The organism is Enterobacter mori LMG 25706 (genome assembly GCF_000211415.1).
Classification (GTDB): Bacteria; Pseudomonadota; Gammaproteobacteria; order Enterobacterales; family Enterobacteriaceae; genus Enterobacter; species Enterobacter mori.
Genome location: NZ_GL890778.1, coordinates 58,792 through 73,765, shown reverse-complemented (window position 1 = coordinate 73,765; position 14,974 = coordinate 58,792). Strand labels below are relative to the sequence as shown.

General features: G+C 54.1%; 12 protein-coding genes. 4 read left to right on the top strand and 8 right to left on the bottom strand.

Annotated elements, in window-relative coordinates; genetic code table 11:
• Positions 1-433 precede the first annotated feature (433 nt).
• Complete coding sequence (gene lrhA, locus ENTMO_RS0116590; protein ID WP_010433332.1) at positions 434-1,372, bottom strand: transcriptional regulator LrhA; 939 nt, start codon at positions 1,370-1,372, stop codon at positions 434-436.
• A gap of 938 nt (positions 1,373-2,310) precedes the next feature.
• Here lrhA and alaA point away from each other — a divergent pair.
• Entirely contained in the window at positions 2,311-3,525 is a 1,215-nt protein-coding gene (gene alaA, locus ENTMO_RS0116585) for an alanine transaminase AlaA (RefSeq protein WP_008500204.1), read from the top strand.
• A gap of 118 nt (positions 3,526-3,643) precedes the next feature.
• Positions 3,644-4,243 carry a 5'-deoxynucleotidase gene (gene yfbR, locus ENTMO_RS0116580; protein WP_010433329.1) on the top strand — a complete coding sequence of 200 codons (600 nt, stop codon included), beginning with the start codon at positions 3,644-3,646 and terminating at the stop codon, positions 4,241-4,243.
• Between the two features lie 54 nt (positions 4,244-4,297).
• Here yfbR and ENTMO_RS0116575 read toward each other — a convergent pair whose 3' ends face one another.
• The 4 genes from ENTMO_RS0116575 to yfbV form a co-directional block, all read right to left on the bottom strand.
• The gene (locus ENTMO_RS0116575) at positions 4,298-6,130 is read right to left on the bottom strand and encodes an SLC13 family permease (RefSeq protein ID WP_010433326.1); all 1,833 of its coding nucleotides are present in this window, start codon (positions 6,128-6,130) and stop codon (positions 4,298-4,300) included.
• Positions 6,131-6,205: 75 nt separating this feature from the next.
• On the bottom strand, positions 6,206-6,865 hold the full coding sequence (locus ENTMO_RS0116570) for a sugar phosphatase (protein ID WP_010433324.1): 660 nt from the start codon (positions 6,863-6,865) through the stop codon (positions 6,206-6,208).
• 11 nt (positions 6,866-6,876) lie between these two features.
• A complete protein-coding gene (locus ENTMO_RS0116565; RefSeq protein ID WP_010433320.1) occupies positions 6,877-7,371 on the bottom strand; it encodes a YfbU family protein in 495 nt (164 codons plus the stop codon).
• A gap of 92 nt (positions 7,372-7,463) precedes the next feature.
• The gene (gene yfbV, locus ENTMO_RS0116560) at positions 7,464-7,919 is read right to left on the bottom strand and encodes a terminus macrodomain insulation protein YfbV (RefSeq protein ID WP_010433317.1); all 456 of its coding nucleotides are present in this window, start codon (positions 7,917-7,919) and stop codon (positions 7,464-7,466) included.
• 337 nt (positions 7,920-8,256) lie between these two features.
• On the opposite strand from yfbV, the gene ackA reads away from it, so the two are divergent.
• A complete protein-coding gene (ackA, locus tag ENTMO_RS0116555; protein ID WP_010433314.1) occupies positions 8,257-9,459 on the top strand; it encodes an acetate kinase in 1,203 nt (400 codons plus the stop codon).
• 76 nt (positions 9,460-9,535) lie between these two features.
• Positions 9,536-11,677 (top strand): phosphate acetyltransferase, encoded by a 2,142-nt coding sequence (gene pta / locus ENTMO_RS0116550; protein ID WP_010433310.1) that lies wholly within the window; start codon positions 9,536-9,538, stop codon positions 11,675-11,677.
• Positions 11,678-11,793: 116 nt separating this feature from the next.
• Here pta and ENTMO_RS0116545 read toward each other — a convergent pair whose 3' ends face one another.
• The 3 genes from ENTMO_RS0116545 to ENTMO_RS0116535 are packed head-to-tail and all read right to left on the bottom strand — an operon-like array spanning position 11,794 to position 14,958.
• Positions 11,794-12,747, bottom strand: a complete 954-nt coding sequence (locus ENTMO_RS0116545; RefSeq protein ID WP_010433307.1) for a transketolase family protein — start codon at positions 12,745-12,747, stop codon at positions 11,794-11,796.
• Positions 12,740-13,570, bottom strand: a complete 831-nt coding sequence (locus tag ENTMO_RS0116540) for a transketolase (RefSeq protein WP_010433305.1) — start codon at positions 13,568-13,570, stop codon at positions 12,740-12,742. Before ENTMO_RS0116540 ends, ENTMO_RS0116545 begins: the two co-directional genes overlap by 8 nt.
• Entirely contained in the window at positions 13,567-14,958 is a 1,392-nt protein-coding gene (locus tag ENTMO_RS0116535) for a PTS ascorbate transporter subunit IIC (protein ID WP_010433302.1), read from the bottom strand. The genes ENTMO_RS0116540 and ENTMO_RS0116535 overlap by 4 nt, the downstream gene beginning before the upstream one ends.
• Positions 14,959-14,974: the final 16 nt, after the last annotated feature.

Below are 14,974 nucleotides of genomic sequence, written 5' to 3'. Positions count from 1 at the left end.
GCGATTCTCATTAACATTTCATGCCCTTTTAACCCTGGTGGGTACCTGACTTTACGTCAAATGCATGTTGTTGAATCGTGTCCGTTTTGGAAGTAAAAAAAATAACCCTCCTATTTTGACAGGATTTGCCAACGATTCCTCCCCCCAAATAGGAGTATTTTCTTGATCTGAGACACGCTTTTGTTAATTCAATCAAGAAACCGGCAACATATTTCCTGTTTTTTTAACATTGAACGGGGAAGCGGCCAGTTAGAACGCAAAACGAACACGATTTGACCAAAACAATCTATCTCACTGATATTTAAAGCTTACATGATCTAACCCTGTATTCGTAAAGGGTATTTTTACCAAAAAAAAAACCACTTCACGCGAAAATCGCGCGAGTGGCTCTTTTTTACACTTACAATTTGTTACGAGAATTTTGAGTGTTTGATCACTCAAAGTCCCCTTCAACGATCAGGGAGTCATCCCCCCCTTCCGGAGTAACATGCTCGTATTGCCAGGGGTTATGGTAGTTTTCCATCGCCTCAAACACGACTTTTGCCAGCTCGTTATTGCTGGTTGCGTTGTGGCATAACAGATACTCCGTATCCGGCAACGCAGGAAGACCATCACTTTTACCCAACACGCGGAGATCCGGACTCATCATTTCCACCGGACGCGCTGTTACGCCGAGCCCCGCTTTCACGGCAGCTCGAACAGCGGGTAGCGTTGAGGCCACATAGGCCAAACGCCACGGAATGTTGGCCTCGTTGAGCGCCGACAGCACCATATCCCGGAACGGACTTGGATCATCCAGTAAGACCAATGGAATGGGCTCACCGTGTTGCAGTACATATTCAGCCGCGCAATACCAATGCGTTGGAGAAGTCCGCAACGTCAGACAATCAAATTGCCCAGGCCGATGCGTCGTGACCACCAGATCCACTTCATTCTCTTTGAGCATCTCAATCATAAAAGCATTACGCTTTACGCTAACATCCAGCGCAAGCTTCGGATAAACCGAACTGATACGATTGAGAAGAAACGGCAATATCGTATCCGCTGACTCATCAGATGCGCCTAATGTTAACACCCCCTGGAGGTTGCTAAACATTAAAGACATACATGCTTCATCATTAAAGCGAAGTATTTTCCTGGCATAACCCAGTAGCTGGATACCGTGTTCCGTTAAGAGCTTATTACGTCCATGACGTGCAAAAAGCTCTTTACCGACCAGTTGCTCCAGCCGCTGCATTTGCTGGCTAACGGCAGACTGGGTTCGGCAAACTGCGGCAGCAGCTGCTGCAAAAGTGTTGAGATCGGCGACCGCAACAAACGTTCTCAGCAGATCGAGGTCGAGATTCATTATCGGACGATTTGCATTTATCATATCTATTCACTTTCAGGTTGCTCGTGCGGAGCTGCCCGGGTTGAAGCTGTGTGTAACAGTTAAGCAATTCCCTCTGAAGGTTTCCCTCGCATCCCGGCCCGGCAGACTGCCTGACAGATAGTTATTGTGCTGCTGTATATCAACAGTCAGAAAGCACGTTTCATGACGTTATTTTTATTCTCTTAAACGTTCAGAATATTTAGATGTTCGCAGGTTTCTGTAAATTACATTAAAGGTATGACACCTTTACGGCCATCTTTATCGCAGCGCGGTTAACGTAGCAGGATGTGTTCGGCACACACCAGCCAGAGATAAATCCAACAATAACAATCAATTAATTTAGAAAAGCGGATCCAGATATACAAAACATAGGGCTCTGGCGCCTGCTTTCCTGAAAGACATCTTAACCCAAATCCACTTTATTTATAAGTCTTATTGCAATATTAAGGATTAAGAGGGACTGTTAAGCCTCTCAACTAATTTTATTAAAATTAACTAAAGTTGCATTTTGTTGGTTAATAATAAATAAATTTTAATTTAGATTAAGACCATTCATTAATAACACTTAACATTAATTTCACATGAGTAACTTTTAGCCTAAGCATACTATTCCAACAGTCTGTCTCGAAGCATCTGATTTTACGAAAAGTCACTTAGGGGAACTTCTTACTGCGTATTGGGCATGTTTTTTATTTTTATCAGCATAATATGAAATACAAATCAAAATAAACAGCACAATAAACTTCAAAACATACTTATCACATTACTTTAGCACAACAGAACTCACTGCAAGCAGTGAAATAGATTCCACAGGAATTGACGCATTGTACAAAATCTTCTCCTGTACACCCTTCAAAACGAAGCGAGGGGGGAGTACATTGTTCCGTGCAGACTTCCACGGCAGGGAGTGGCAATACTAGCGAAAAGGTTAAAGGTTCATGTCCCCTATCGAAAAATCCAGCAAACTAGATAACGTCTGTTACGACATCCGCGGCCCGGTTCTGAAAGAGGCCAAACGCCTTGAAGAGGAAGGCAATAAGGTTCTGAAACTCAACATTGGTAACCCTGCGCCATTTGGTTTTGAAGCGCCGGATGAAATTCTGGTTGATGTGATCCGCAACCTTCCTACTGCACAAGGCTACTGCGATTCAAAAGGACTCTATTCCGCGCGTAAAGCCATCATGCAGCACTATCAGGCGCGCGGTATGCGTGACGTTACCGTTGAAGATATCTATATCGGCAACGGCGTCTCTGAACTGATTGTGCAGGCGATGCAGGCGCTGCTGAACAGCGGCGATGAAATGCTGGTACCTGCGCCGGACTACCCGCTGTGGACGGCGGCCGTGTCGCTGTCGAGCGGTAAAGCCGTTCATTATCTCTGTGACGAGTCCTCTGACTGGTTCCCGGACCTTGATGATATTCGCGCGAAAATTACGCCTCGCACGCGTGGCATCGTGATCATTAACCCGAACAACCCGACGGGTGCGGTCTATTCGAAAGAACTGCTGATGGAGATCGTCGAGCTAGCCCGCCAGCACAACCTGATCATTTTTGCCGACGAAATCTACGACAAAATCCTGTACGACGCGGCACAGCACCACTCGATCGCCGCGCTGGCCCCGGATCTGCTGACCGTCACCTTTAACGGCCTGTCTAAAACCTATCGCGTAGCCGGTTTCCGTCAGGGTTGGATGGTACTGAACGGTCCGAAAAAGCACGCCAAAGGCTACATTGAAGGGCTGGAAATGCTGGCGTCGATGCGTTTATGTGCCAACGTTCCTGCGCAGCACGCGATCCAGACGGCGCTCGGCGGCTACCAAAGCATTAGCGAGTTTATCGTTCCCGGTGGTCGCTTGTATGAACAGCGTAACCGCGCGTGGGAATTGATCAACGATATTCCTGGCGTCTCCTGCGTGAAACCTAACGGCGCGCTCTATATGTTCCCGAAAATTGACGCTAAGCGCTTCAATATTCACGACGACCAGAAGATGGTGCTCGACTTCCTGCTGCAGGAAAAAGTGCTGCTGGTTCAGGGTACGGCCTTTAACTGGCCGTGGCCGGATCACGTACGCATTGTGACCCTGCCGCGCGAAGATGACCTCGAAATGGCCATCAGCCGCTTCGGGCGCTTCCTCTCTGGCTACCATCAGTAACGTTGCCTCTCTGCCGGGTGGCGCAGCGCTTGCCCGGCCTACAAAATCCGCAAATTTGCATCTTGCTTCCCCTCCCCGCACAATGAATGCCTGTCGCAGTAAAGACAAAAGGTAACCTATGAGTCAGAGTCATTTCTTTGCCCACCTCTCCCGCCTGAAGCTGATCAACCGCTGGCCGCTGATGCGCAACGTCCGCACGGAAAATGTTTCAGAGCACAGCCTGCAGGTTGCGATGGTCGCTCACGCACTGGCCGCCATAAAGAACCGCAAATTTAACGGGCAGGTCAACGCTGAACGTATTGCCCTGCTGGCGATGTACCATGATGCCTCGGAAGTGCTGACCGGCGATCTGCCGACGCCAGTGAAATATTTCAACTCGCAGATTGCGCAGGAATATAAGGCGATTGAGAAGATTGCTCAGCAGAAGCTGATCGATATGGTGCCGGATGAATTACGCGATATCTTTGAGCCGCTTATCGATGAACATCAGTACACAGAAGATGAAAAGTCGCTGGTGAAGCAGGCCGACGCGCTGTGTGCCTACCTGAAATGTCTGGAAGAGCTGTCTGCGGGGAATAACGAGTTTTTACTGGCGAAAACGCGTCTGGAAAAAACGCTGGAGTCCCGCCGCAGCGAAGAGATGGATTATTTTATGCAGGTATTTGTACCGAGCTTCCATCTGTCGCTGGATGAGATTAGCCAGGATTCACCGTTGTAATTTTTTCGCCGGGTGGCGGCTTCGCCTTACCCGGCCTACGTTTCTGCGCTCACGCTAAAACGGAAATAAAACCGGAATTAACACCACGCACACCACCATTACCAGCACGGTGAACGGCACGCCAATCTTAACGAAATCGCTGAATCTATAATTCCCGGGCCCCAGCACCAGCGTATTCACTGGTGAAGATACCGGTGTCATAAATGCCGCGGAGGCCGCCATCGCCACCATCATCGCGAACGGATACGGCGACACGCCCATGGATTTCGCCATAGCCAGCGCAATAGGCGCCATCAGTACCGCCGTCGCGGTATTGGAGATAAACAGGCCGATGGAGGCGCACATGATAAACAGACAGACCATCATCATGTACGGCCCATACCCACCGCCAACATCCATTAAGCCTTTAACGATCAAATCCACCCCGCCGGTTTTTTGCAACGCCAGCGCAAAGGGCATCATCCCGACAATCAGAATAATGCTCGGCCAGTGAATGGCTTTATACGCGCTTTCGGCGTCAATGCAGCGGAATTTCCCCATCAGCAGGCAGGCGATGATGGCCGCGACCGGATTGGGGATTTCATCGGTCAGCATGAGTGCGACCATCAGCACCAGACAGAAAATCGCGTGAGGTGCCTGGCTGTGCGCCGGGGACGCATCGCTCTCTTCAACCGGCATATTGAGCACCACAAAATCACGCCCTTTTTGCCCGAGTTGGCTAATCAGCTTCCAGTTACCGACGACGAGAAAGATGTCACCCAGCAGGATCGGCTCATCCACCACTGCGCCTTCCATCGCCACGCCATCGCGCTTTAGTCCCACGACGTTCAAACCATAGCGGGTGCGGAAGCCGACTTCGCGCACGGTTTTCCCCAACAGCTCCGATTCCGGGATCAGCGATACTTCGGCCATTCCGACATCCAGCGCCTGGTCGGAGAAATACTCGCCGCGCAGCACCATCGGCTCCAGCAACTGTTCGCTGCAAAACTCACGCAGGTCTACCTCTGCGGTGGACATATCAATCAGCAGAACGTCCCGCGCGCGGAATTCCGACACCCCGTTAACGTTGACAATCACCCGGCGGAAACGACGCCAGCGCTCCACGCCGATGACGTTCGCACCGTAGCGTTCACGGAGCTTAAGATCGTCCAGCCGCTGGCCAATCATCGGTGAGCCGGGGCGAATAGCCAGACGTCGTGCACGCCCGGTGAGACGGTACTCTTTAATCAAATCGCGAAAGGTGCGTCGCTTCCAGCCCTCTTTGCTTTTATCCTGATTTTCGCCTTTCAGGGCAAAACGGGTCAGCAGCATGTAGACCACGCCCATCACCAGAACGACAAGCCCAATCGGGGTAACGCTGAAAAAACTGAAGCCCTGGAATCCTTCGCGGATCAGTTCACTGTTGACGACCAGGTTTGGCGGCGTCGCCACCAGCGTCATCATGCCGCTGATCAAACCGGCAAAGCTCAGGGGCATCATCAGGCGCGATGGCGAGATCTGCATCCGCATGGAGACGCTCAGCACCACCGGAATAAAGATGGCGACCACGCCCGTTGAGCTCATAAACGCCCCCAGTCCGGCAACCGTCACCATCAGGTAGATCAGCATTTTGGTTTCACTGCTGCCCGCCACCTTCACCAGCCACGTTCCCATAATGGTCGCTACGCCGGTGCGCACCAGCCCGTCACCAATGATAAACAGGGCGGCGATAAGAATAACGTTGGGGTCGCTAAACCCGGAGAATGCCTCGGGTAGCGTGAGCGTGCCGCTCAGCACAAACGCGACGATGACAAACAGGGCGACGGCATCCATGCGCACCTTGCCTGTAGCGAAAAGAATGATGGCGATTAACAGCAGGCTCAGGACCCAAATCAGTTCACCGTTCACAACCTATCCTTGTCAGTGGAAGATAAAGAATTCTGCCATAAAAAAGCCCCAACAATGTGGGGCTATATCATGGGATTACATTTTTAGCGAGACGGTTACAACTCCGCCGGGTCCCTTCGTGACGTTAATCGCGGTCAGTGTATTCAGCACAAAATCCGCCTCACTCAACCGGGGAGAGTCCGCCGGGACGTTAACGGCGATCACGTGGCTCCCTGCGTTAAGCCCGGCCAGCACGCCGGCTGCTGCATCTTCCACCACCACGCAGTCCGCCGGTGCAAGGCCCAGCAGCTCTGCCCCAAGCAAGAACGCATCCGGCTCTGGCTTGCCGCGCTTGACGCGCTCTGCAGTAATGAACACCTCTGGCTTCGGTAAACCCGCCGCCTTATGGCGAGCATGGGCTACGGGAATGGAGCCGGAGGTCACAATGGCCCACGGAATATGTGCTTCGTTCAGATGTTCAAGCAGCTCGCGCGCGCCCGGCAGCGCGGTGATGCCTTCCGTATCGGTAGCCTCAATGTTCTCGAGGTATTTGAACTCTGCCTGAATCTCTTCCTCAGTACGTCCCGCTAAGAAGTGTCGCAAGGAGGTAATGGCCTGTTTGCCATGGATGAAATTCAGTACGTCCTGATGGTCGATGCCGTGCCTGTCGGCCCAATGGCACCATGAACGCTCCACTACCGGCAGCGAATCCACCAGCGTACCGTCCAGATCAAACAGAAAACCTTTACACTGCACACGTACCTCCGTCATGCATTAATGATTTGTTGAATTTCGTTGCTGCTTAAATGGTACTGGCGCGGGCAGGAATGCCATACGCCCAGCATGCGCTGGTATTTTTCCCACATTGGGGTTTGCGCGTTAAAGCCGTGAGTACCCGCATCAAAATGGGTATAGCGCCCTTCGGTGTTCACCATAAACCGAACGTAGCTCAGGTAGCGCGCTTCCGTTGCGGCATCAAAGCCTAAGAAGGTTACGCGGCGCTCGTCAATGGACTGGCGATCTTTGAGATTCGTCCAGGAAACATGCAGCGCATGATACATCTCCATGATGTCGATCACGATGCGGCAGGTCTCTTCTTTCAGTTCGCCAAACTCGCGATCCAGTTCGCGCATCTGTAAACCAAACCCGCGTTCGACGATAGTTTGCAAGCGGCTGTAGCGTTCTGCGTTATCGGGATCAAGCATAGTCATCATCTTGTACTGGTTAGACAAAATCAGACGTTGGGCATGGGTCATTTCCATCTTTCGACTCCTGTAGCGCATTGCGCTTTAAAAAAAAGACACGGTAACTGTTTGTTACTGTGCCTTCTTTTATTAGTCGTTTCGATGATCAATCACAAGTCATCAAGGAATGTTTTATCAAGTTGCTTAAAAGCGCGCTTGAGCGTGTCAGCCAGCGCCTGGTAATCCGGCTTGCCTTCGACCGGTGCCAACGCCTGTCCGGCTTCCTCAAGTTTTCCACGGACTTCATAAAACCAGTGTAAAATTGTAGGCGGCAGCGGCGTAATTGAGCGTTTCCCCAGCCACCATAGCCCCTGCATCGGCAGGCTCAGCGCAAAGAGCGCGGTGGCGACGGCGGGTCCAAGCTGGCCGCCGAGGGCAATTTGCCAGCACAGGGTAAAGATGGCAACAGGGGGCATAAAGCGAATCGCAAAGCGCGTGGCGCGGATAGTGCGGTTCTCTATAAACATCGGCGCGAGGCGCTTTTCCAGTGGCCACGTCTTCGCGTAATGCTGCCCCCGACGAAACAGACTAAAGAAATTCACGGATGGGTTTTCGGGTGTCGACATGGCTGTACCTCAACTTCACATATAAAAATTAAAATTTTTGTGCAAAACCACAACAGGCTATGACAACGTTCAAAATATTTTGTCATCGCTACCCCGTATCGGGTATCCTGTGCCAGCCTGATAAGGCCGTAGACGAGAACCGTTAACTCGTCAAATTATCGCATATTATGCCATTGTCTGAAAAATGTTCAAAATGGCATAAAATCATAGGTATTTCTTTCATCATGCCGGAATGTTCGCCTGGCATGATGTTAATCATAAATGTCTGGGTCATCATGCGTTACGCTTTTAGACTCACTGACGTTTTTTTAGCCACGTATCAATAATAGGTACTTCCATGTCGAGTAAGTTAGTACTGGTTCTGAACTGCGGTAGCTCCTCACTGAAATTCGCCATCATCGATGCGCTCAACGGTGACGAGTACCTCTCTGGTTTGGCCGAATGTTTCCATCTGCCTGAAGCACGTATCAAGTGGAAGATGGACGGCAGCAAACAAGAAGCGGCTTTAGGTGCAGGCGCCGCTCACAGTGAAGCGCTGAACTTTATCGTTAACACTATTCTGGCACAAAAACCAGAACTGTCTGCTCAGCTGACTGCGATTGGTCACCGTATCGTCCACGGCGGCGAAAAATACACCAGCTCCGTCGTGATCGACGAATCTGTGATTCAGGGCATCAAAGACTCTGCGTCCTTCGCGCCGCTGCACAACCCGGCTCACCTGATCGGTATCGCTGAAGCGCTGAAATCCTTCCCGAATCTGAAAGACAAAAACGTGGCCGTGTTTGACACCGCGTTCCATCAGACCATGCCGGAAGAGTCTTACCTGTATGCCCTGCCGTACAGCCTGTACAAAGAGCATGGCGTTCGTCGTTACGGCGCACACGGCACCAGCCACTTCTATGTGACTCAGGAAGCCGCAAAAGTTCTGAACAAGCCGGTTGAAGAAGTCAACATTATCACCTGTCACCTGGGCAACGGTGGTTCTGTTTCTGCTATCCGCAACGGTAAATGTGTTGATACCTCTATGGGTCTGACCCCGCTGGAAGGTCTGGTGATGGGTACCCGTTCCGGTGACATCGACCCGGCGATCATCTTCCACCTGCACGACACCCTGGGCATGAGCGTTGACGACATCAACAAAATGCTGACCAAAGAGTCTGGCCTGCTGGGTCTGACCGAAGTGACCAGCGACTGCCGTTACGTTGAAGACAACTACGCAGAGAAAGCAGACGCTAAACGTGCAATGGACGTTTACTGCCACCGTCTGGCGAAGTACATCGGTTCTTACACTGCACTGATGGAAGGCCGTCTGGACGCGGTAATCTTCACCGGTGGTATTGGTGAGAACGCGGCTATGGTTCGTGAACTGTCCCTGGGCAAACTGGGCGTTCTTGGCTTCGAGGTTGATCACGAGCGTAACCTGGCTGCCCGCTTCGGCAAGTCTGGCTTCATCAACAAAGAAGGTACCCGCCCTGCTATCGTTATTCCAACTAACGAAGAGCTGGTCATCGCTCAAGACGCGAACCGTCTGACTGCCTGATTCCACACCGCCAGCAATGCTGGCGGTGCTGTTTTGTAACCCGCCCAATCGCGGCGGTAACGAAAGAGGATAAACCGTGTCCCGTACTATTATGCTGATCCCTACCGGAACCAGCGTCGGCCTGACCAGCGTCAGCCTTGGCGTGATCCGTGCTATGGAACGCAAAGGCGTTCGTCTGAGCGTCTTTAAGCCAATCGCCCAGCCGCGTGCCGGTGGCGATGCGCCAGACCAGACCACCACCATCGTTCGCAAGAACTCCAATCTGCCAGCGGCTGAACCGCTGAAGATGAGCCACGTTGAATCTCTGCTGTCAAGCAACCAGAAAGACGTGCTGATGGAAGAGATCATCGCCAACTACCACGCTAACGCGCAAGACGCGGAAGTGGTGCTGGTTGAAGGTCTGGTCCCGACGCGCAAACACCAGTTTGCCCAGTCTCTGAACTTTGAAATCGCGAAAACCCTGAACGCAGAGATCGTTTTCGTGATGTCTCAGGGCACTGACACCCCAGAGCAGCTGAACGAGCGTATCGAACTGACGCGCAGCAGCTTCGGCGGCGCGAAAAACACCAACATCACCGGCGTGATCGTGAACAAACTGAATGCGCCAGTGGATGAACAGGGCCGTACTCGCCCTGACCTGTCCGAGATCTTCGACGACTCTTCTAAAGCGAAAGTCATCAAAATTGATCCGGCTAAGCTGCAGGGATCCAGCCCGCTGCCAGTACTGGGCGCGGTGCCATGGAGCTTCGATCTGATTGCCACCCGTGCAATCGATATGGCGCGCCACCTGAACGCCACCGTGGTTAACGAAGGCGACATCAACACCCGCCGCGTGAAGTCTGTGACCTTCTGTGCGCGCAGCATTCCGCACATGCTTGAGCACTTCCGCGCAGGTTCCCTGCTGGTGACCTCCGCAGACCGTCCGGACGTGCTGGTTGCAGCGTGCCTGGCCGCGATGAACGGCGTGGAAATCGGTGCGATCCTGCTGACCGGTGCCTACGAGATGGACCCACGAGTCAGCAAGCTGTGCGAACGCGCGTTCGCCACCGGCCTGCCGGTCTTCATGGTGAACACCAACACCTGGCAGACCTCCCTGAGCCTGCAGAGCTTCAACCTGGAAGTACCGGTTGATGACCACGAGCGTATCGAGAAAGTTCAGGAATACGTCGCGGGCTACATCAACGCAGACTGGATCGAATCCCTGACGGCGACCTCCGAGCGCAGCCGCCGTCTGTCTCCTCCAGCATTCCGTTACCAGCTGACCGAGCTGGCGCGTAAAGCGGGCAAACGCGTTGTTCTGCCAGAAGGCGACGAACCACGTACCGTTAAAGCCGCTGCTATCTGTGCAGAGCGCGGCATCGCGACCTGTGTGCTGCTGGGTAACCCGGATGAGATCACCCGCGTGGCGGCGTCTCAGGGCGTTGAGCTGGGCGCTGGCATCGAAATCGTTGACCCTGAAGTGGTTCGCGAAAGCTATGTAGCCCGTCTGGTTGAGCTGCGTAAGAGCAAAGGCATGACCGAAGCCGTTGCGCGCGAACAGCTGGAAGACAACGTGGTGCTGGGCACGCTGATGCTGGAGCAGGACGAAGTTGACGGTCTGGTTTCCGGTGCGGTTCACACCACGGCGAACACCATCCGTCCACCGCTGCAGCTGATCAAAACTGCACCGGGCAGCTCTCTGGTTTCTTCCGTATTCTTCATGCTGCTGCCTGAACAGGTTTACGTTTACGGCGACTGCGCGATCAACCCGGATCCAACCGCAGAACAGCTGGCGGAAATCGCTATCCAGTCCGCGGACTCTGCGATTGCCTTCGGTATCGAACCGCGCGTAGCAATGCTCTCCTACTCCACCGGTACCTCTGGTGCAGGTAGCGACGTAGAGAAAGTGCGTGAAGCGACCCGTCTGGCGCAGGAAAAACGTCCTGACCTGATGATCGACGGTCCGCTGCAGTACGATGCTGCGGTAATGGCTGACGTTGCGAAATCCAAAGCGCCGAACTCGCCGGTTGCAGGTCGCGCTACCGTGTTCATCTTCCCGGATCTGAACACCGGTAACACCACCTACAAAGCGGTACAGCGTTCTGCAGACCTGATCTCCATCGGGCCAATGCTGCAGGGCATGCGCAAACCTGTGAACGACCTGTCCCGTGGCGCGCTGGTTGACGATATCGTCTACACCATCGCTCTGACCGCGATCCAGTCTTCGCAGCAGCAGTAATTGTAAGGTTTTGCCGGATGGCGCTTCGCTTATCCGGCCTACAGGACCGTAGGCCCGGTAAGCGCGAGCGCCACCGGGCAACAAAAAGGCGACCACAAAGGGTCGCCTTTTTTTATTTACAGCAGCTCTCTCGCCGCCGACACAATGTCATGTGCCGTCAGGCCATACTCCTTCTGCAGGAAATCCTGCGTACCCACCTGGCCGTAACGCTCCTTGACGCCCGCCCGCCGCATCGGTACCGGACAAGTTTCCACCAGCACTTCCGCCACCGCCGACCCCAGCCCGTTGTGAATGCTGTGGTTTTCACAGGTGACGATGCGCCCGGTTTTCTCGGCGTAGTTTTTCACCAGCATCCGGTCGATGGGCTTCAGGGTAAACATGTCGATAACCGCCGCGCTTACGCCCTCCTGCTCCAGCTGACGCGCCGCCTCCAGCGCTTCCGCCACCATGATGCCATTGGCGATCAACGTAATATCACTCCCCTCGCGCAGCACGTTGCCTTTGCCAATGGTGAAGGTTGAGCCCGGGGCGTAGACGCTCGGCGCCTGTTTACGAATGGTCCGCACCCAGTAGAAGCCTTCGAGGTCGATAAGCTGGCGCAGCACGTCCTCGAACATCACCGCGTCGGTCACCTCCAGCACCACCGAGTGCGCCAGGCCGCGTACGATGCCCATATCCTCAAATGACATATGTGTCCCGCCGTTGTGGCAGGCCGTCACGCCCGCGTCCGACGCAATCACCTTCACGTTGTTACGCTGGTAGTCCAGGGACATAAACAGCTGATCGAAGCAGCGGCGGCTGGCAAACGCGGTAAAGGTGTGCACGAACGGCTTACGTCCGGTAAGCGACAGCCCCGCCGCGGTGCCGATGACGTTGGCCTCCATAATCCCGCAGTTAATCACGTGCTGCGGATAATCGCGCGCCACGCCGTCCATCGCCATCGAGCTCATCAGATCCGCTTCCAGGGCGATAATCTCACTTCCTGCCTCAATCTGCTTTGCCACAAAGCCCGCGTAGACCTTACGCATCTCAACGGCGTCTTTCTCTCCTGCCGGTGCAACCTTAATCATGTGAAGCCTCCAGTTGGCGAATCGTCTCGTTGAGGGCCGCTTTGCTCTCCGCGGTCAATCGCAGGTGGTGCGAGTTGCTGAGCTGCTCCAGATACGGCACCCCCTGCCCTTTGATGCTGTCGAGGATGACAACTAATGGACGCGCTTCGGCCTCGGGGACACGCGACGTTACCGCCAGCAGACCCGGAATGTCGTCGCCCTTCACCGTCGCCACGTCAAAGCCAAAGGCGCGGAATTTCCCCTCCAGGTCGAACGCGCTGATGATCTCGTCCAGCTCGCCGTCGAGCTGCTGCTTGTTCCAGTCCACGAACACCGTCAGGTTGTTCAGGCGATGATGGGCGATAAACTGGAAGGCTTCCCAGCATTGTCCCTCGTTCAGCTCGCCGTCACCGACGATGCAAAACACCCGATTCGGTCGCCCCGCCAGCTTGTGCGACAGCGCCATACCGCCCGCGATGGAGATACCCTGTCCCAGCGAGCCGGTGGTGGCATCCACGCCGCGCGTTTTCAGGCGGTCCGGGTGGCTTGGCAGCCGCGTACCGTTTTGGTTGAGCGTGCTCAGCTCTTCAACGGGGAAGTAGCCCTTGATCGCCAGCGTGCTGTAGAGCGCCGGGCCCGCATGACCTTTCGACAGGATAAAATAGTCTCGCTCTGGCCAGTCCGGATCCGCCGGGTCGATTTTCATCACCGCGCCGTACAGCACGGCCAGGGTTTCAACCACCGACATACTGCCGCCGTAGTGGCCAAAGCCCAGCTGCGTCAGGGATTTCAACGTCTCAAGACGGATCTGACGCGCGAGTTCGGTTATCTCTTTCTCATTCATGATTTAGCTCCGGTGTTTTCCTGCGCGTTACCGCCTGCAGGTTTGTTTTTCGCGAAGACGTTGTACGCCACCAGCAGCGCGAACAACGCCACAACCAGCCCGGTGATGGCAAGCGGCGACAGGAAGCGCGCCAGGTTGCCGAGCACAATCCCGACCGCACCGAAATCAGCGTCCGAGAAGGTGGTGTTGGCAAAACCAATTGCGCCCAGCACCGGCAGCAGCAGAACCGGCAGGAAGGTGATCAGCAGGCCGTTAGCAAATGCGCCAATCATTGCCCCGCGACGTCCGCCGGTGGCATTACCGAACACGCCCGCCGTTGCGCCGGTGAAGAAGTGCGGTACCACGCCCGGGAGGATCAGCACCCAGCTGAACTGGCCGCAGATGAACAACCCCACAATCCCGCCGAGGAAGCTGAACAGGAAGCCAATCAGCACCGCGTTTGGCGCATACGGATACACCACCGGGCAGTCCAGCGCGGGGCGCGCGTTGGGCACCAGTTTTTCCGAGAAGCCGGTAAAGGCCGGGACGATTTCCGCCAGTATCAGGCGTACGCCCTGCAGGATGATGAACACACCTGCCGCAAAGGTGATCGCCATGATGATGGCGTAGACCAGGTAGTTCTGGCCGCCGCTGAAGGTCGCCTCTACGTACTCACGTCCGGCGCTCACCGCCAGGATGAGGTAGATAATCATCATGGTCAGGGAGATGGAGATCGAACTGTCGCGCAGGAAGCTCAGGTTCTTCGGCAGGTTCATCTCTTCCGTTGAGCGGGAGCCCTTACCAACCTTGCTGCCAATCCAGCCGGACAGCACGTAGCCCAGCGTGCCGAAGTGGCCGAAGGCAATCTCATCGTTGCCGGTTATGCGCTTCATGTAGCGCTGCGCAATCGCCGGGAAGAAGGCCATGATCAGGCCGAGGATCAGCGAGCCGGTAAAGACCAGACCCACGCCCTCAAAGCCCGCCACCGTCAGGATCACGCCAATCATGCACGCCATGTAAAAAGTGTGGTGACCTGTCAGGAAGATGTATTTCAGGCGGGTAAAGCGCGCGACGATAATATTCGCCACCATCCCAAAGGCCATAATCAGCGCGGTCGAGGCACCGTATTTTTCCAGCGCAATCGACACAATCGCTTCATTGTTTGGAATAATGCCCTGAATAGTAAAGGCGTGCTCAAACATTCCGCCCAAAGGATTTAACGACCCCACCAGCACCGTGGCGCCGCCGCCCAGCACAATAAAGCCGAGAATAGTTTTAATTGTTCCTTTCACCACGTCTGAAAACGCTTTTTTCTGCGCAACCAGACCGATTAAGGCAATTAATCCCACCAGCACCGAAGGGAGTTTTAAAATATCAACAACGAAATTCAGCGTTTCAAGGATAAACATATCCACCTCGCCTAAT